General features: G+C 58.2%; 17 protein-coding genes and 1 pseudogene. 17 read left to right on the forward strand and 1 reads right to left on the reverse strand.

Features of this window, described 5'->3' with window-relative positions; genetic code table 11:
* The first annotated feature begins 575 nt into the window (after positions 1–575).
* From CSV91_RS02025 to CSV91_RS02090, 15 genes are all read left to right on the forward strand, one after another.
* Positions 576–1,007, forward strand: coding sequence for a double zinc ribbon domain-containing protein (locus CSV91_RS02025; RefSeq protein ID WP_055251579.1), 432 nt, complete (start codon positions 576–578; stop codon positions 1,005–1,007).
* A 229-nt stretch (positions 1,008–1,236) separates the two neighbouring features.
* On the forward strand, positions 1,237–3,000 hold the full coding sequence (gene thrS, locus CSV91_RS02030) for a threonine--tRNA ligase (RefSeq protein ID WP_055309551.1): 1,764 nt from the start codon (positions 1,237–1,239) through the stop codon (positions 2,998–3,000).
* A 327-nt stretch (positions 3,001–3,327) separates the two neighbouring features.
* Positions 3,328–3,918, forward strand: coding sequence for a hypothetical protein (locus CSV91_RS02035; RefSeq protein ID WP_099431598.1), 591 nt, complete (start codon positions 3,328–3,330; stop codon positions 3,916–3,918).
* Positions 3,919–4,038: 120 nt separating this feature from the next.
* Complete coding sequence (locus CSV91_RS02040) at positions 4,039–4,803, forward strand: sugar transferase (protein WP_197736840.1); 765 nt, start codon at positions 4,039–4,041, stop codon at positions 4,801–4,803.
* 2 nt (positions 4,804–4,805) lie between these two features.
* Positions 4,806–5,654 (forward strand): glycosyltransferase, encoded by an 849-nt coding sequence (locus CSV91_RS02045; RefSeq protein ID WP_099431599.1) that lies wholly within the window; start codon positions 4,806–4,808, stop codon positions 5,652–5,654.
* Positions 5,651–5,977 (forward strand): hypothetical protein, encoded by a 327-nt coding sequence (locus CSV91_RS10090; RefSeq protein ID WP_172622426.1) that lies wholly within the window; start codon positions 5,651–5,653, stop codon positions 5,975–5,977. Before CSV91_RS02045 ends, CSV91_RS10090 begins: the two co-directional genes overlap by 4 nt.
* Complete coding sequence (locus CSV91_RS02050; protein WP_172622427.1) at positions 5,970–7,091, forward strand: glycosyltransferase; 1,122 nt, start codon at positions 5,970–5,972, stop codon at positions 7,089–7,091. The genes CSV91_RS10090 and CSV91_RS02050 overlap by 8 nt, the downstream gene beginning before the upstream one ends.
* 1 nt (position 7,092) lies before the next feature.
* The gene (locus tag CSV91_RS02055; RefSeq protein WP_099431601.1) at positions 7,093–8,238 is read left to right on the forward strand and encodes a glycosyltransferase; all 1,146 of its coding nucleotides are present in this window, start codon (positions 7,093–7,095) and stop codon (positions 8,236–8,238) included.
* 35 nt (positions 8,239–8,273) lie between these two features.
* Complete coding sequence (locus CSV91_RS02060) at positions 8,274–8,819, forward strand: DUF1919 domain-containing protein (protein ID WP_157757972.1); 546 nt, start codon at positions 8,274–8,276, stop codon at positions 8,817–8,819.
* A gap of 286 nt (positions 8,820–9,105) precedes the next feature.
* Entirely contained in the window at positions 9,106–9,513 is a 408-nt protein-coding gene (locus CSV91_RS02065) for an acyltransferase (RefSeq protein WP_157757973.1), read from the forward strand.
* Positions 9,514–9,618: 105 nt separating this feature from the next.
* On the forward strand, positions 9,619–10,578 hold the full coding sequence (locus CSV91_RS02070; protein WP_099431604.1) for a glycosyltransferase family 2 protein: 960 nt from the start codon (positions 9,619–9,621) through the stop codon (positions 10,576–10,578).
* Between the two features lies 1 nt (position 10,579).
* The gene (locus tag CSV91_RS02075; protein WP_099431605.1) at positions 10,580–11,818 is read left to right on the forward strand and encodes an O-antigen ligase family protein; all 1,239 of its coding nucleotides are present in this window, start codon (positions 10,580–10,582) and stop codon (positions 11,816–11,818) included.
* 29 nt (positions 11,819–11,847) lie between these two features.
* Complete coding sequence (locus tag CSV91_RS02080; protein ID WP_157757974.1) at positions 11,848–12,978, forward strand: polysaccharide pyruvyl transferase family protein; 1,131 nt, start codon at positions 11,848–11,850, stop codon at positions 12,976–12,978.
* A 49-nt stretch (positions 12,979–13,027) separates the two neighbouring features.
* Positions 13,028–14,446: an oligosaccharide flippase family protein gene (locus CSV91_RS02085; protein ID WP_099431607.1), complete on the forward strand. Its 1,419-nt coding sequence runs from the start codon at positions 13,028–13,030 to the stop codon at positions 14,444–14,446.
* 81 nt (positions 14,447–14,527) lie between these two features.
* Positions 14,528–15,514 (forward strand): Coenzyme F420 hydrogenase/dehydrogenase, beta subunit C-terminal domain, encoded by a 987-nt coding sequence (locus CSV91_RS02090; RefSeq protein ID WP_172622428.1) that lies wholly within the window; start codon positions 14,528–14,530, stop codon positions 15,512–15,514.
* Between the two features lie 424 nt (positions 15,515–15,938).
* On the opposite strand, the pseudogene CSV91_RS02095 reads toward CSV91_RS02090, so the two are convergent.
* Positions 15,939–16,124 (reverse strand): annotated as a pseudogene (locus CSV91_RS02095) (tyrosine-type recombinase/integrase); the annotation flags it as partial.
* 210 nt (positions 16,125–16,334) lie between these two features.
* On the opposite strand from CSV91_RS02095, the gene CSV91_RS02100 reads away from it, so the two are divergent.
* Together CSV91_RS02100 and CSV91_RS02105 are read left to right on the forward strand one after the other, a co-directional pair.
* Entirely contained in the window at positions 16,335–17,444 is a 1,110-nt protein-coding gene (locus CSV91_RS02100; protein WP_099431609.1) for a hypothetical protein, read from the forward strand.
* Between the two features lie 235 nt (positions 17,445–17,679).
* Complete coding sequence (locus CSV91_RS02105) at positions 17,680–18,360, forward strand: Abi family protein (protein ID WP_099431610.1); 681 nt, start codon at positions 17,680–17,682, stop codon at positions 18,358–18,360.
* The last annotated feature ends 212 nt before the right edge of the window (positions 18,361–18,572 follow it).

Here is an 18,572-nt window from a genome sequence, read left to right on the forward strand (position 1 = left end):
GCAATGCGGCGAACAGCCCCGCAACACCCGCCAACGGCAGGCGAGGGGAGACACTGCAACGTCGACGTCTTTGTCTGCTGATCCGGGTGCCGGAGGTTTGTCTCGATCTGTAACGGTAAGAAGGTTTTTGAGGTCTAAGATGTTACAGATTTAGATGAACCTATCAGTCGGTTTCGAATGTCTAAATCTGTAACAGTTAGACCTGTTTTTGCCGAGTAACTGTTACAGATTGAGACATTTGGCCTGGACGGTTTTCTTTGTCTCGATCTGTAACAGTTAGCTGATGATTTGGGTTCTAGATGTTACAGATCGAGACAAACCTTCAGGCGGATTTTGAATGTCTCGATCTGTAACAGTAAGAGGGGTTTTGGGGCCCAAGATGTTACAGATCGAGATTGAAGTCGGGGAGGGACCCCTGTGTCTCGATCTGTAACATCTAGACCCGGATTTCGCCTCCACCTGTTACAGATTGAGATGTTTGTGTCCGCACCAGCCCCGCCCTTAGCCGTGGTCCCATATAAACAAACCCCGTGGTAAACTTAACCGGACTGTAAATAATCCGAAAGGTATCCGTAATGTCCAAGTACATCTCCGAGCTCATGTCGCCGCAGCTTATGGGCGTCGTCTATGCCTTCGTTGGCTTTATCATCGCCCTGTATGTGCTGTCGGTCGTCTATGTGTTCATCGACGCTCGCCGCCGCGGCGCCAGCGCCTACGTGGCATGGGGCATCATCGCCCTCATCCCGTTTGTAGGCCTCATTGCCTACCTGGTACTGCGCCCGCACTCCTACGCGTCCGACCGCGAGGAGCAGGAGCTGGACATGGCCCTGCGCGAGCGCCAGCTTGCCCAGTACGGCACCTGCCCGCAGTGCGGCGCGCCCATCGAGAAGGACTTCGTCGTCTGCCCGGTGTGCGATACCCAGGTTCGCAACGTATGCCCCAGCTGCCATCGCCCGCTCGATGCGCACTGGAAGGTCTGCCCCTACTGCCGAACTCGCATCCAGTAACGCATCCATCGCCGGGCCGGCCGCAAGCCACGGGCACGCCGCAAGCCGCACGCGCGCCCCGCAGCTCCGCCCCCACACGATGAAGCATGCGTAGAAAATCGCCCGCCGTGCCATTAAGGTGCGGCGGGCGCTTGTATACCAAGGCAACCTGCCTATAATGATGCAAGTCAAAAACGCCGAGCGCATCGCACACACTTGCATCAGGCATCCGAGAGGAGAAAACATACCCATGAAGGCACTCTACAATGACGGTTCGGTGGCCGAGCTCCCGCAGGACGAGGTCACGCACGTCATCCGCCACTCTGCCGCGCACATCATGGCGCAGGCCATCAAGCGCCTCTATCCCGAGGCCGACTTTGCCTACGGTCCCGCGACCGACAACGGTTTTTACTACGACGTCGACCTGCCCGAGGGCGTCAAGATCAGCGAGGACGACTTCCCCGCGATCGAGGCCGAGATGAAGAAGATCGTCAAGGAGAACCTCAAGTTCTCCGTGTACGAGAAGCCCCGCGCCGAGGCCATCGCCCTTATGGAGGAGCGCGGCGAGAAGTACAAGGTCGAGCACATCGGCGACCTGGACGACGACGCCCGCATCACCTTCTACCAGCAGGGCGACTACATCGATATGTGCGTCGGTCCCCACATCTGCTACACCAAGGCCCTCAAGGCCTTTAAGCTCACCGGCGTCTCGGGCGCCTACTGGAAGGGCGACAAGGACAACAAGATGCTCACCCGCATCAACGGCGTCGCCTTTGCCACCAAGGAAGAGCTCGACGAGCATATGCACATGCTGGAGGAGGCCAAGAAGCGCGATCACCGCAAGATCGGCCGCGAGATGGACCTCTTTATGATGCGCGACGAGGCCCCCGGCTTCCCGTTCTTCCTGCCCAACGGCATGATCCTTAAGAACACGCTGCTGGACTACTGGCGCGAGATCCACCACAAGGCCGGCTACGTGGAGATCTCCACGCCGCTCATCATGAACAAGCAGCTGTGGAAGACCTCGGGCCACTGGGACCACTACAAGGACAACATGTACTCCACCGTCATCGACGACGAAGAGTACTGCATTAAGCCCATGAACTGCCCGGGCGGCGTGCTGGTGTACGCCTCCAAGCCGCACTCCTATCGCGAGCTGCCCATTCGCGCCGGCGAGATTGGCCTGGTGCACCGCCACGAGCTGCGCGGCGCCCTGCACGGCCTGTTCCGCGTGCGCTGCTTTAACCAGGACGACGCCCACCTGTTTGTGCGCCCCGACCAGCTGACCGACGAGATCGTGGGTGTGGTCAACCTCATCGACTCTGTGTACCAGAAGTTTGGCTTTAAGTACCACGTTGAGCTTTCCACCCGCCCCGAGGACTCCATGGGTTCGGACGAGGACTGGGCTCGCGCCGAGGAGGGCCTGCGCACCGCTCTGGAGCAGCTGCATATGGACTACGAGGTCAACGAGGGCGACGGCGCCTTCTACGGCCCCAAGATCGACTTCCACCTGGAGGACTCGCTCGGCCGTACCTGGCAGTGCGGTACCGTCCAGCTCGACTTCCAGATGCCGCTCAACTTTGACCTGGAGTACGTGGACGCCGACGGCACCAAGAAGCGCCCCATCATGCTGCATCGCGTGTGCTTTGGCTCGATCGAGCGCTTCATTGGCATTCTGATTGAGCACTTTGCGGGCAAGTTCCCCACCTGGCTTGCTCCCGTGCAGGTCAAGGCACTTCCCGTCTCTGAGAAGAGCCGCGACTACGCCCACGAGGTGTGCGCCAAGCTGGAGGAGGCCGGCATTCGTGTGGTCTGCGACGACCGCGACGAAAAGATCGGCTACAAGATCCGCGAGGCCCGCAGCATCGACCGCGTGCCCTACATGCTCATCCTGGGCGAGAAGGAGGTCGAGGCCGGCAACATCTCCGTCCGTGATCGCTCCAACGAGACCGTTCAGATGAGCGTCGACGAGTTTGTTGCCAAGGTGACTGAGGAGATCAAGACCCGCGCCTAAGGCAACTGACACAACAATTTACAAAGGCGACCGTCCACATAGGGCGGTCGCCTTTTTTCATGCCCAAATAAGAAAAGCCGCAGGTTGAGCGGCTTTTTTTTGTTGCACAAAAAGGTACAGGTTTTTGTATCTTTCGACAGACGACATTATACGAGCAATTAATCAGCGTTTGCCCAGATTACGCAAAATGTACTGCTAGTAGGTACATCTCCATATCCCTCTATAAAAACCTGTACTTTTGCGACTGCGCCTAGCTGCGAGCGAGAAGCCTGTTCTAAACGCCCCTGCATTTGCGTGCATCGCAAAGCCAAAAGAGGGGGCGAGAACATGGAACAGACGGCACGACGCCAAGAGCAGCTGCCGGGCGCATTTAACGGCGCCACTACCAACAGCCAGCACGGCCGCGTCCGCTGGTATCTGGTCCACACCCCCAATGGAAAAGAGCGCGAGACCTGCGAAAAGGTCCGACGCATTATCCCGCGCAACCTGATGCAGGACGCTTTTGTGATGCAAAAGGAGTTCTGGTTTAAGCGGGACGGCGCCTGGTCGCTCCAAACCAAACCCATGTACAAGGAATATTTCTTCGTCGCCACGCACGATGCTGCCGCGCTCGATAGGGCTTTGGCCCAGTTGAGCTTTGGCTGTCGCATCGCTGGCAGTAGGGAGCGGGCGTACATGCCTATGCCGGACGATGCGCGGGATTGGTACCGCAGCGTTCTGGACGACGACGGCGTGGTGCGCAACAGCGTTGCGCGCATAGAAGACGGCGTGCTGCACATAGAGCAGGGCCCACTTGTGGGGCAAGAGGCCCGTGTAAAGAAGATCGACCGTCATAAGCGCTGGTGCCTGGTGGATGTGGGCGAAGGCGACTCCGCATTTAGGGAGCTGCTTCCGCTGGACGTTCCCAGCAAAACGTAGGGGAGCCGTTGCACCGGCAATTCTTTCGCATTTTTGAATTTATCGATTGGGGGATCCCTGGGGGACAGGGACGTAAGTTTGACTTTGGCTGCTAATGAAGTAACAGAGAGCAATGCGCCCGTGGGGGCGACGCTCATTGCTCAGGCAATGGACCGGCGCGAGGGCGCGGCGGGTGCTGGTGCCGGTTCCGCTGCAAACACGGGTGCGGTGAGCCTCCCGGGCTCGCCCGAGTTCGCTGCTGAGTCCCGCGCGCTCGACTCGCGCTCCTTCGGGTATCGCTTCGTGAAGCGTGCCTTCGACATCGCCTTCAGCGCGTGCGTCTGTGCCGTGGCGTTCATCCCTGGCGTGGTGCTCTGCGCGTTCATCGCGGCTGACACCAAGGGCGCTCCCATCTATTCGCACGAGCGCGCGGGGCGCTTCGGCCGCCCCATCCACGTGCTCAAGTTCCGCTCCATGGTCGCCGACGCCAACGACGTGGAGAAGTATCTCACCCCCGAGCAGATCGAGGAGTGGCACCGCGAGCGCAAGGTCACGAACGACCCGCGCATTACCAAGTTGGGTCGCGTCCTGCGCAAGACCTCCCTCGACGAGATACCTCAGTTTATCAACGTGCTCGCGGGCCAGCTCTCCGTGATCGGGCCCCGGGCCATCACCTACGAAGAACTGGGGAACTTCACGCACGAGCAGCAGGTGCAGGTGCTTGCCGTCCCCCAGGGCATCACCGGCGCTTGGCAGTCAGGGCCTCGCAACCTCGCGACATTCGAGAACGGCCTGCGCCAGGAGTTCGAGCTCACTTATGCGCGAGGCGCGTGCCTCAAGTCCGACTGGCGGGTCTTCTTCAAGACCTTCTCGGTGATGTTCGGCAAGAACAAGACAGGGAGGTAGGCATGGATTCCCAGACTTTCCCTCCCTACAGCGTGCTTATGAGCCTTTACGCCAAGGAGCGCGCCGAGTACTTACGCGAGGCGCTGAATTCGATGCTCGCCCAGACGGTGCCCCCGGCGGAAGTCGTCATCGTGAAGGACGGCCCGCTGACTGACGAGCTCGAGGACGTCCTCTCCGAGTACGACGCGGCCAACCCCGGCCTGTTCAGTTTCGTCTCCTACCCCGAGAACAGAGGCCTCGGCTACGCGCTTGCCCGGGGCATTGAGGCGTGCTCAAACGAGATCGTAGCCCGCATGGACACCGATGACCACGCTCTGTCGGGGCGCATGGAGTGTCAGCTTGCCCTCATGGCCGAGCAAGGCCTCGACATGGTGGGTAGCAACGTAACGGAGTTCGTCGAGGCCTGGGACAGGCCCGTGGCGACGACGGACCTGCCCATAACCCACGACGAGATCGTCGCTTACTCCAAGCGCCGCAATCCCTTCCGGCACCCGCCTATGACCTTCCGGCGCTCGAAGGTGCTCGCCGCTGGGAGTTACAACGACGACTTCCACTACTTCGAAGACTGGGACCTCTTCAACCGGATGCTCGCCTCGGGCTGCCGTGCGGCCAACGTGCGCGAGACCCTTGTGGCAATGCGCGTGAGTCCAGACTTCTACGCTCGCAGAGGAGGCCGCGCCTATCTGTCGCACGCGAGGCGCTTCAAGCGGGCGCAGCTGGCATGCGGGTACTTCAGCGCTGCCGACTACTTCATCTCGTTTGTTCCCCAGGCAGTTGTCTGCCTCATGCCCAACGCCCTTCGCGGGCTCGTGTACACAAGGATTCTCCGGAAAGGGGGAAATGCGGAGTGACCGCGACCGCAGCAATCATTACCCTCTGCAACTCGCCGAATTATGGCTCTTGTCTGCAGAGCTATGCGACGCAGCGCGTTTTCGAGTCGCTGGGAGTCGCAGCCACGGTGGTCGACTACTACCGGCACGACGCTATCTCGGAGAAGGAGACCGAGCGCGCCCTCAATGGACAGCTTTCCAAGAAGATCCCTATCTTGGGGCTGCCGGGTGCCAAGTCGCTCGCTTGCGATTCCATCTCGTGCATGCTCGCGCGCCGTCGCGCCTTGCTTCGGGCACCGAGACTTGGTAATTCTCTCCTATCAACGGGACTGCATCATGACTAATATCCTTGTATACGCTGAGGCGTGGGGTGTCGGTGGGATAGAAACATACCTTCTGGGGCTCTTTCGTGAGCTAGCCCCAAAGGGTTTCTCGTTCACGTTGATCACTACCTGGGATTGGAATTGCTCTTACGACGATGTGCTGGCCTCGCTCGGTGTTGAGCGTCGTGCGGTTTTCAATGGCTACAAGCCCGGACAGGTGAGACGCCTCAAGGACGGGCTTAGTGCGTTCAAGAGACTTCTCGATGAAAACAGCTTCGATGCTGTGCATATCAATACGATGAATGGAATGGGGTTCGCCTATGCCCAGGTTGCTGCGAGTCGTGGAGTGCCGGTGTGCATCGTGCACTCGCACAACTCTGATGTTGGCGCGGGCGGCAGGATAGTTAAAAGGTTCGTGCACTCAGTCGCTCGCTCAGTGCTATCGGGCGCTGAGACTTCGAGGCTCGCATGTTCCGAGGAAGCGGGGCGGTATCTCTTCGGGAGGAAGCCGTTTACGGTCGTGCGTAATGGCTTTGACACGGTTCGCTTCGCGTTCGATTCTGCCGTTCGTGGTGCTTGCCGCAGCGAGCTGGGGGTGCCCGCCGATGCACTGCTGTTGGGTAACCCTTCGCGTCTCGCGCCCGCCAAGAATCCCCTCTTCCAATTGGATGTGTTTTCCGAGGTGCTGAGGGCTGAGCCTTCTGCCTACTACCTCATGCAAGGGGACGGCGAGATGAGGGAACAGGTACGAGAACACGCAGATTCGCTTGGTGTGGCTGCGCACGTTATCTGGTTCGAGCCGAGAGCGGACGTGGCGCCACTCTACAACGCGATGGACGTGTTGCTGTTTCCTTCGCTGCACGAGGGGCAGCCTCTCGTCCCGGTCGAGGCACAGGCTTCGGGTCTTCCGGTCCTCATGTCTGTGAACGTATCTGACGAGACAGCCGTTACTGATTTGACTCGGTCCGAGGGGCTTGACCGTCCGGCTTCTCTTTGGGGGGAAGAGATCCTGGCTATGGCTCGGGAGCCACGCAATCGCGCTATCTATGCGGATCAGATTCGCAAGGCGGGCTACGACGTTGCAGATACTTCTGAAATCATGGCCAATATTTATCAAACACAAGGGGTGAGATAATATGGCGGGTGAAACCCCCATCAAAGTGTTAAACATCGTCCCGTCGCTCGCTATGGATGCAGGCGTTACTTCGTTTGTTCGGAACATGTTCTTGTTTCGTGACAGTTCGCGCGTCTCGTACGACTACCTGCATCATGACGTTGTTAATGGCGAGCTGCGACATCCGCTCAACTACGATGACGAATTCAAAGGGCGCGGTGCCAAGGTCTTTACGGTCACGCATGCGGGAACTGATCTCTCGGCCTTCATTAGAGAGGTCAAAGGGTTCTTTCAAGAGCATGGTTCTGAATACGACGTCGTGCACTGCCACATGCCCAACTCGGCATTCTGGACGCTTCGTTACGCGGCCGAAGCCGGGGTTGCCCATCGCGTGCTACACAGTCATCTCAACAGCAGCTCGGATAGGTTCAGCCATCGTGTGCGCAACGCGCCGCTCATCTGGTTCGGGCGGCGCTGGGCGACCGACGGGGTCGCGTGCTCCGAAGACGCCGGCCGCTACCTCTTCAGGGGGAAGGACTTCCTGGTGATGAGGAACGGCATCGATATCGACCGCTTCGCCTTCAACCCTGAGGTCCGGACGGCCTGCAGGGTGGAACTCGGAATAGGTCCCGAGGAGCCCGTGGTGGGATGCGTGGGCCGGATTTCCTTGCAGAAGAACTTCTCCTTCGCGGTCAGGGCTTTCGGTGAGTATGTGGCTGCTCACGGCCCTGCCAGGCTTGTAATCATCGGGGAGAGCAACAGCGCCGATGAACGCCGGGAACTCCAGGAGCTCGTCCACGAAATGGGTCTGGAAAACTCCGTGATGCTGCTTGGCTTGAGGAGCGACGCCTATCGTCTCTACTCGCTCTTCGATGTCTTCTTTATGCCGTCGCTTTATGAGGGCCTTCCCGTCTCGGCCGTGGAGGCACAGGCGGCGGGACTGCCGTGTGTTTACTCGACTGGTGTGCCCGCCGAGACGGACATCGCCGGGACTGGTTCGTTCACGGCGCTCGACGCGCCGCTGGCCAACTGGGCGAGGGCGCTCAATGTGGCGATCGAGGGCGGCAGGCACCTGGAGGCCCCTAACAAACTAGAGGCTGCGGGCTACTCAGCCGAGGCAAACGCCGCGCGGCTTATGGAGTACTACGAAAGGCTGTTGAGCCGATGAGCTACGTAAGCAGGATCTCAAGAAAGATTGGTGATATGGCGAATCCATTGCTCGCCAAGGGCAGAAGGAAGAAGCTCACCCGCACTGACTTCAGCATCTTCTCGAACAACTGTTGGGCCGGCTCGGTGTATCGGCGTTACGGACTTCCCTATAGCAGTCCAACCGCCGGCCTCTACTTCTTCGCGAGCGACTACGTGAAGTTCGCCTCGAGGCTCAGGCACTACACTGCGACGCCGTTAGAGTTCATCGACGCACGAGACTCCCGTTATGCCGATCAGCTTCGCGAGAAGGGCGAGCTCGACAAGCCCGTCGCTCGTCTCGATGATATCGAGGTCGTGTTCCTGCACTATCCCTCCCCGGAGGAAGCCGCAGAGAAGTGGGCCCGCCGCTGCGAGCGGATCAACTGGGGCGACGTCTTCATCAAGTTCAGCCAGATGAACTGCTGCACAGAGGAGGACCTCAGGGCCTTCGATGCCATTCCCTTCGGCAACAAGGTCTGCTTCACGGCGTCGCCGAGGCCCGAGCTCGCGTGCGCCGTGCACTTCCCCGGCTATAGCGAGCGGGGGGGGGGTCCTCAATGATACGGACTATTACTCGCGGTACATCGACTTGGAAGAATGGCTCTGCAGGCCCCCGGAGATCTACGGACTCGGTTAGCTGGCCCTATTCGCACGGGCTTTGCTGCCCTCCCTGCCTCGACCTCTATTCGATTGACTTTGAGCGGGGCGAGTTTCGATGAGGGTAAAACGCATCGCCTGCTCGATTATCAGGAGGATTCTTTTGTTCAGGTACGGGAAGAGGCTCGAACTCGGCCGGCGTCCATCCCCTAGGCTTCTCTGGGGCCTTCGATTGGGGAAAGGCTGCCATGTGAAGATTGGTGACGATGTTGTCATTAAGCCCGGTGCACGCATATGCGTTGTTGAGGGTGGTGCCCTTAGCATCGGGAACAATCTGTTCATGAATAGCGGATCCAGCATAACCGTGCTTGGAGAAACGGCCATCGGAGACCGTGTCCTGTTTGGCCCGAACGCCATGGTGTTCGACCATGACCATGATTATTCATCTGCAAAACCTGCCGTGACTTACAAATTCGGACATGTTTCTATCGGTGACGACGTCTGGCTTTGTGCAGGGTCGATTGTCACTCGCGACACCTCTGTTGGAGACCGATCGATTGTGGCTGCCAATGCGGTCGTATGCTCGAACTTGCCCCAGAACTCAGTTGCTGCGGGCGTTCCCGCAGTTGCCAAGAAGCAAATTTTGGAGTGGAGCTAGTGGATCAGATAATTTATCCGAATGAGGACCTGGTTTACAGACGCAATGTTACTGACGTGCATGGTCTTGTGAGGAGCGTGGGATTCAATCGATCGGTGGTGAGCAATGGATAGCCCACTCATTAGTGTCATCGTTCCCGTCTATAACGTTGAAGACTATCTCTTGGAATGCGTAGAGAGCCTCATCGGCCAGACGTACGCAAACCTTGAGATTTTGCTCATCGATGATGGGTCAACAGACTCTTCGCCTGAGATCTGCGAAATGCTCCAATCGCGCGACGGCAGAGTCCGCGCCTTGCATAAGGAGAACGGCGGTCTCTCGGATGCTAGGAACTATGGAGTGGAACGAGCCATCGGGGAGTATGTGTCCTTTATAGACGGTGATGACTATCTCGATGGCAACGCTTTCGAAACTGTCGCGAAAGAGCTCGCCGGCGGTGCCGACCTCGTTGCTTTCGGTATCGTGCTCGACTTTGAAGACGGCAGCCATGTGGACAAGGCTGCGCACGAGAGGCGTGTCTACTCGGGCACGGAGGGCATCGTAGCCCTGAATACGTTCAATGGGTTTGACGTGAGCGCTTGCAATAAGGTCTACCGCCGTACCCTTTTCGACAACGTGAGGTTTCCGAAAGGGAAGCTATGCGAGGATTTTTATGTTATGCCTAGGATTTTCGATCTCGCTAATCGGATTGTCCTTCTTCCGAATCCGTTCTATCACTATAGGCAGCGGAGCGGAAGCATCACCAAAGGTACGTCTTTCAACATGGACTTTATTAATGCGGCTGAGGACCAGCTTGCTTTTTTGGAGCGCAATCACCCTGAAATATCTTGTGTTGGCGAAAGCGCCCTCGGCTTCGCTTATCTAACTTATCTGAACTTCTGCATTGACAGATGTACGCTCGACGACGCCGTCCTGATACGCAATAAAATGAGGGACCGGTGCCCTGCGGTGCTAAGATGCCCCGGCCTGCCACGCTGGAAACGGCTCCAATATCTCTTTGCGTGTATTTCACCAAGAGTGTACGGCCGGCTGTACGCTCTTGGCGTCGAAAGACGGAGGGACTAGGATGAGGTTAATCGATAGGAAGCTGAGCCTGAATCCGCTGCTCTCCATTGCGGTCTTTCATGCCTGCGTAGTGCGTGTCGTGTACATTCCCGGCTACAACACTATCGCTTCGGTTTTGTGCGCGATTATTCTCTGCGTCATGCTCCTGAGAGTCAAAAAAAATTTTTCTGAGCCTTATTTGAAGGTCAACCTTCTTTTGTTCGCCATGTCCGCCGTAATGGTCGTCTCCTCGCTTTTGAACTCATACAACATGAATGGAACGTTGCTGTTTATCGCAAGGCTGAACCTACTGACTTGGTTCTTAGAGATCCAATGTTCTGAGGGTAGAATTCGCAGCACTGCCACGGTATTCTTCCTTTGCTGTGTGGTCTATCTTCTGATTACGTATTACTACATTGTTTCGGACCCTCTTATGGCTTGGCGGAATGAGCTCAACTATTTGGTCGGAACCAAGTTCTCGGTGTCCTATCTCGCCTTGTTCGGGCTCATCATGTACGTTATTGCCGCCGGGAGGTCAATAAAAACCATTCCACGAGCCGTGCTATTCGCCGCGCTTTGCGTCCTTGCGCTTCTTCTTGCCCTCAGGATTGACTGTAATACCGGAGCGATCGGCATCGTGCTCTTCATGCTCGCGATAGCGTTTAAACCTGTACTGGAGCACCCTTTGCATAAGCCCATAACATATCTTGTCACGTCCATATTCGTTACCTTTATCCTGTTTGCTTTTGGCGAGATCGTTCTGCACGTTGGTTTTGTTTCGGATGTCATCACAAACGTCTTCGGAAGGAGCTCTGACCTCTCTGGGCGAACCTACGTCTACGAGCACGTATTCCCGTTCCTGGTGAATAGTCCTCTTTTTGGCTACGGGTACAATAGCGTTTACGCTCTCTTCGAGGGCGTTATGATGTTCAGCGCTACTGGGAATGCCCTCGACGCCCAAAACGCCATTTTGGAATACTGCCTCTATTTCGGCCTCGTGGGCGTTGCCTTACTCTATTGCTATATCTGCTTCGTCCTTTCTAGGGGAGCCCGTCACATTGCAGAGGGGGATGACTGGGGGCGATACGTGTCCCTGGTTGGCCTATATGTCCTAACAGTCCTCGGGATGGCGGAGATAACAATCAATGTTCAATTCTTCGCATATATTGCGCTGTATGCTGCCCTTTCTGCCGAGGAAGCCCTAGCTCGCGATTTTGGTTACCCGGCTCCGGTCGGCCGAATTGCGACCATATTCAACTGATAATGGCCTATGACATGGAGGATCTAGCGATGGCCGATTCAAACAACCGCACAATATACGTTTCGACAATCATTGACTCGCACAATTACGGAACGGTCCTGCAGGCCGTTGCCACCCGGGACATATTGGGGCGTTATGGCCGTCCCGTCTTCGTTGACTACTGTCGCCCCCAGTGGACGCGATCCGGTTGGGCGCATCAGAAGATGTCCGGCGGCCGCGTCAACGGCTTTCTCAAGCTTGCTGCTGGCCTGGGCGCCAGGTTGCGATCAGAGCGGGTTTTTCGCCCCTTTATAGAGGGCCAGCTTTCACTTTGCGATGCAGGCCCTTTTCTGACGGGCGTTGGGCTTGATGCCCTTGACCGCGACGCCCTTTTCTGTGTGGGCAGCGACCAGACTTGGAACATCGAATGCAATGACGGTATTGATCCCGTGTACTTTCTCGAGCGGATTCCCGACGACAGGCGTAAGGTCGCATTTGCTGCGAGCTTTGGGCGGCCTAAGCTCGATGACGAGGAGGCGAATCTGACCAGACCTCTCCTGAGTGGCTTTGACGCGATCTCCGTCCGAGAACGCTCTAGTATTGACATCCTCGACAAGATGGGCATTCCCGGATCCGTCGCCCTGAAGGACCCGGTCCTGCTCTGCGATGAGAATCTATGGTATCGCCTCAGCGATTGCTCCCGGCTTCCTTTTGATTCTGGCTACGTCCTTCTGTACATGCTTAATCCGAATCCGGATATGATCTCCTATACCGTCAGGGTTAGCAAGGAGCTTGGCGTGCGCGCCTGCGTTGTTACCTTCAATCCGCTTCGGCTCCCTCCCCATGGTCTCCGCGCAGCCTGTCTTCCCACGCCGGGGGAATGGTTAAATCTGTTCCGCAATGCTGGCCTTGTCGTCACCGACTCGTTCCACGGAACGTGCTTCTCCCTCCTCTTCAACCGCCCCATGGTCGTCTTTGACCCGGCTAAATACTCAGTAAGGCTCCATGACGTCCTGAGCGACTTCGACCTTTTGGACAGACGCGTTCTGAACTCTCAGGACGCCTTTAATCGGTGCGTTCACCGCAATCCGATTGAATGGCGTGTCGTGAATGAGGGGCTCAAGCTTGAGCGAACGAAGGCGAGGGAATTCCTCGATAGCGCCTTTTCGCCTGCGTCATGAGCATGGGATCCGAATTTGCCTGTTTTAATTATTTGTGGAGGCCCAGTTAATGGTTCAAGAATCAAGCCGTGCCAAATACCTAATTAAGAACACCGCAATCTTCGCCATCGGCAACATTGCGACCAAGCTGATCACGTTCTTCTTGGTGCCGCTATATACGAACGCCCTTGCCACCGATCAGTATGGAACTGCAGACCTTGTTACCACCCTTTGCGCGGTGCTCGCCCCTGTGCTTATTCTCAACATCGGCGAGGGCGTGATGAGGTTCTCACTTGACGACGGGGCGGATTATAACAAGATTATGAGCGTCGGCCTCGCTCTGTTGGCGCTGTCTTTCGCTATTGGCCTTGTAATCATTCCCATCGCGGGCCTTTTCGGCGCTGTAGCCGGCTACACGATTTATATCTATTTCTATACAGTCACGCTTGCCGGGAGCCAGCTCTTCCTGTGCTATTTACGCGGTAAGGAACTGCTCGTCAGATATGCCGTCGGCAATATCCTCCAAACAATCGCCGTCGCCGTGCTCAATATCTTGTTCCTTCTCGTTCTCGACCTCGGCTTGCCTGGATACTTCATGGCCTACATATTGTCTTCAGCTGTGGCTATGGTCTACGCGTTTCTTGCTGGCAACGTTGTCGACGTCTTCAGAAACTTTAAGATCGATTTTGATTTGGCGAAAGAGATGTCGCGGTATTCGGCAGTGCTCATTCCCAATACGTTCATGTGGTGGATTATCAACTCTTCTGATAGGGTGCTCGTGACTGCTCTGCTTGGAACGGCTGCAAATGGAATATACGCCGTATCCTATAAAATTCCCTCGGTTGTCTCCGTCGTTGCGGGGATATTCAATCAAGCATGGAGCTATACGGCCATACATGAGGACGGAAGCGAAGACCGTGACGAATACTGTGACAGGGTCTACGGAGGTTTGGTAGGCGTCTCTGTCGTTACGGGAGTGGCGCTTCTCCTGTTTATGAAGCCGATAATGGGCATTTATGTCGAGGCTAGTTATTATGAAGCCTGGCGTTACACCCCCTTTCTTATCATAGGCAACGTATTTATGACCACCGGAACCTTTTTGGGCTCTTGGTATACGGTGAACAAGGACAGCAAGGGCTATCTGTTCTCTGCGACATTCGGTGCGATTGTAAATGTCTTACTGAACCTTGCCCTCATACCTTTTCTCGGCATCACCGGTTCTGCCTTGGCGACTTGCTTCAGCTACATCACGGTCTACGCTTACAGGGTTTTCGATACGAAACGGTACGTCAACATTAACACTATGAAGGCCAGTTATGCCGCCGCCTACGTCGTGCTCTTCCTTGCTGGTGGCACCCTCTTTATGGACGGCGCGGCTGGCGAGCTTCTAATGCTAGCTGAGCTGCTTGCCGTGATTGCCATTTTCAGGAGAGAGATGGGAACGCTCTTTTGCGGCCTGCTCCGAATTGTTAAAGAAAGGTTGGGTTAAGCGATGCAGCACCACCCTGATTCACCTAAGCCCTGCTTGCCTGTCCGCGTCTTGGCGCTCCGCGACAAGGACTATGAATCGTTGTCGCGCTCTGCCTCGGGAGGCGCGTTTGCTGTATTGGCGCGCGCCATGCTTGCAAGGGGAGGCGCCGTCTTCGGCGCCGAGCTGTGTGAAGACAATATTGTGAGAATCACCTGCGTGGAGGACGTCTCTGAGTTGTGGCGCCTTCAGGGCTCTAAATACGTGCAGTGCTCGCCAAACGGAAGTTTCGACCATTGCCGGGAGCTTCTTGAGTCGGGCCGTGACGTTCTATTTAGCGGCACCCCCTGTCTGGTCTACGCCCTCAAGAGCTATCTGGCGCGCAAGGGACTCAGAGCCTGCAGCGGTAAGCTGGTCACTGTTGATTTGGTCTGCCATGGCGTCACAAGCCCCGAGCTATTCAGGCTTTACGTTGCTTGGCTTGAGAGCAAGCTCAAGGCCGTTCCGGGAAGCCTTCGATACACTTTTCGCTCCAAGAATAGACCTTGGGGTCTCTACTACTACTACTACTACACCTCCGCCATTGACCTCAAGCGCAAGGAGGCTATTGGGCCATACAGCGATGACCCGTATTACCGCGCTTTCTTGAGTGGAAAGTACTATCGCAAGTCCTGTTATTCATGCCGTTTTGCGCAGCCCGAGCGCGTAGGCGATATAACCATTGGAGACTATTGGGGCATCGAGAAAGCACACCCCGATTTCTATGATGCGAGGGGAGTCTCACTGGCGATGCTAAACACACCTGTGGGACTGCGCTATTTTGAGGAAGAATGCGCCGATGGTTGCACATGGGTGGAATCGGACCTTGAAAGGGCGTCCGCCGAAAACGTCAACCTGTTGCATCCCTCGCGTCGGGCTCCGGAGGATGAGGCTGCTGCTGCTGAGCTTTACAGGGCCGTCGCATCTGGAGACTCCGACCTCATCTTTGGCAAATTCCTCCGTCAACGCGGCATCAAAGGCCTTTTAAAGGACTGTCTGCCGCATGATTGGATTGAATGCGTCAGAACCCTAAAGAATCGCTTTAAGTGATTGATTGCCACCAAGGTGAAGATGCCAGAGATTCTTTCATGGTTGATTTCCGATTTCAGCCGAACACATTGAGCGGATAGGCCGTTCCCGCGGTCGGCCGAACGCCCCCGAGGCCCCTCCCGGGCCCCGGGGGCGGCATTTTCCAGTTGAAGGAACGGTGGAGATGTGTTTCGATGAGTCCGGTGGCCATGCCCCACCCTCCGCCCGGCACCTCTTCCCAGACTCAGCTGGACGGTCGGTCCGCCTATTCCGTTTTTTCCTTCAGGCGGGGACGGCGGGAAATCGCCCCTCCCTGCGCGCGTTCGCCCTATCGGCCCCGGCGTCAGGTTGTCAGGTCAGACTACGGGCCCGGGCGGCGATACTGTTCGCTGCCCGGGCCCCGTTGCGTTTTGGGGCTCTGACGCCGTGCCTTCGCCTACTCAGGCTACGGCTGCGCGGCGACTACAGCCTTCGCCAGCGCCTCGGCGGCCTTGCGCTTGGAGTCCATGTTCACGTGGGTGTAGATGTCCATGATGGTGGCGCATGTGGCGTGCCCGGCGAGAACCTGCATGACCTTGGAATGCACGTCTGCCCTCGCGAGTGCGGTAAGATAGGAATGGCGAAGCTCGTGGAAGCAGAAGCCCTCGGCGCATTCAAGCGGTCGAGCATTCGCAAGTCAATTCCTCCTTTCACCGACTGGCAAAACGATTTACACCTAATTGTGGACATTGCCCACACGGTTTTCATTTCTCCTGCATTGATCTCGCTAAAATAATAACTGCTGCTACCAGGGCATTTTCTGGTGCACATTCTATTGGCTCCTGCGAAGATCGGAGCGGGTATGTTTGCCGCCGAGTCCCACACCAGCCGTCATCACATCGCGATCGCTGCCATGGCCTGCCTGTGCGTTTTGCTGGGCGGGCCTTCTTATGCCGCGGGCGCGGAGAGCCTGTTCATCGCGGGCGCGACGTACTTCGAGCCGGGCGTGTCGGGCCCCGGTTGGGCCTGGACCGATGCCGGCCATCTGGAGCTTGACGGCTACGCGGGCGACGCCATCGGCGCCGACGGCGACCTGGTCGTGACGCTTGTGGGGCGCAACTCGGTGGCGGAGTCTCATACGCCCGACACGGACATCACGCAGTGCGGCATGGAGGTGTGGGGCAACCTGACGCTTCGCGGCACCGGGTCCCTGGCGGCTTCGGGCTCGCAGTGCGCGATCCACGTCTCGCGGGCGCTCGCGGTTGACGGCTGCGCCGTCGATGCCCGGGCGGACGGGGCCGATGTCACGGACGAGGCCGTGGCCGGCGTGATCGCCGGCGGCATGGCCGTGCGCGGCGGCGGGCGCGTTGTCGCCGTCGGTGCCGCGCCCGCCGCCGGCGTGCGCGCCTACGGCGTGTTCTTGCTCGACGCGGGCGCCGGCGACGGCCCGGTCGGGTGCAGGCTTTCTGCCGACGCCTCGTGGCTCGATGCGACTGGTACCGACGGCGGTGTTGCATGCGCGGGCGGGTCGCTCGTGTCCGCGCGGTTCGTGGCGCCCGTGGGCGGGGCCTTCGGTGCCGGCGGCGTGGTGGATGCTTCCGCGGCCGTGGCTCCGCATGTGGTGATCGAGCCCGAGGGCACCGCGGCGCCGGCGGGGGAGACCGACGGGCGCGAGGTGCCCGGTGGCGCGGGCGATCCGGTCGGCGGCGCCGGCCCCACCGTTGAGCAGCCCGGTGCCGGGCCCGCGACGGGCCCCGTCCCGAAGCCCGCGACCACAACGCCCAAGACGACCACGACAAGCAAGACGACCGTGACCAAGGCCACGGCGCCCACGCCATCCAAGGCCAAGACTGCTAGCGCCGCCACCGCCACGCTCCCCAAGACCGCCGACAGCAACTGGCCCGCCGCCTCATTAGCGCTATTCCTGCTGGGAACAGCGATTCTAGGTAGGCCAAAGCGCAAGGGCGATTGACCGAGCTGCCATGCACTTTCTAGGTAGGGGCAATTGCGACGTGTATGCCGCAAAGTAGGGGCGCACGCGGCGCACAAGAAAGGCGAGAAAGCCCCGGCAAGCTTGACGGACGGCCGAGCATGTGGTACTTTCACGGCTACACTGATACGGCTTGGGTACTCTACGGAGCCCAAGACTGAGGAAGGTCGTTCGCCACGAGGCGGGCGGCCTTCTCTCATTTCAGAGAGGAGCCGGCATGGCCCGCAAGCCGTTCAAGACCCTCGAAGAGCAGGTGGCCATCCTCGAGTCCAGGGGGCTCTCCATGCCGGAGTACGCCGCCTACGCCCTCCTCGGCGAGGACTACTATTGCGTTGTCAACGGGTACAAGGAGCCGTTCCTCGACAAGGAGGCCAGCGCCGAGGCGGGTCACGACGTCTACGCCGAGGGAACGGGATTCGGAGACCTCTACGGCCTTTTCCTCTTCGACCGCGACCTGCGCAACCTTACCTTCAAGTACCTCCTCAAGGCGGAGGCCCGCGTGCGCTCGGTCGCCGCCTACACCTTTTCGGAGGCCTATCGGGAGCTCGATGCCTACCTGAAAATCGCCAACTACACCGATGCCAAGGACTACATGGTGGGGCCGAGCCATTACGACGAGGACCTGGCCGGGCTCATCGCCCTTCGCACCCTCGTGGACTTCCGCAACATCTGCGCCCGCGACGAGCGGCTTTGGTGCGCCAGGGTCGGGCCCGTGAGGGACGAGGACTTCTCGACAATGGTGGCCAAGCTGGCTCTCATCCTCGACTCCGAGACGATCAGCTCCTTCAAGTCCGAGCTCGCGTCCCTTGTCGGGGGCTACGCCGCCGAAAGCCAAAGGCTGGGCGAGGTGCTCTACAACTCTGACCTCGGTGTTCCTAGACCGGAAGACGACAAGTGAATCGCAATTTGCTTCCTGGTCAAAAGGTCGCGCGTCTTTTTCGCGTCGGGTATGCGGGCCAGAGGGCCGCTGCCGCCTTTGAGCACGAACCGCTCCCCGACGCCGGCGAACACGCGGCAGAGGAACCGGTCGCGCAGCATCTAACGATAGGCGTTACCGGCCACCCGACCCGACTCCCGTATCGCCTTCTTGGCGGCGCGATCGAAGCGCGT

The organism is Collinsella aerofaciens (assembly GCF_002736145.1).
Classification (GTDB): domain Bacteria; phylum Actinomycetota; class Coriobacteriia; order Coriobacteriales; family Coriobacteriaceae; genus Collinsella; species Collinsella aerofaciens_A.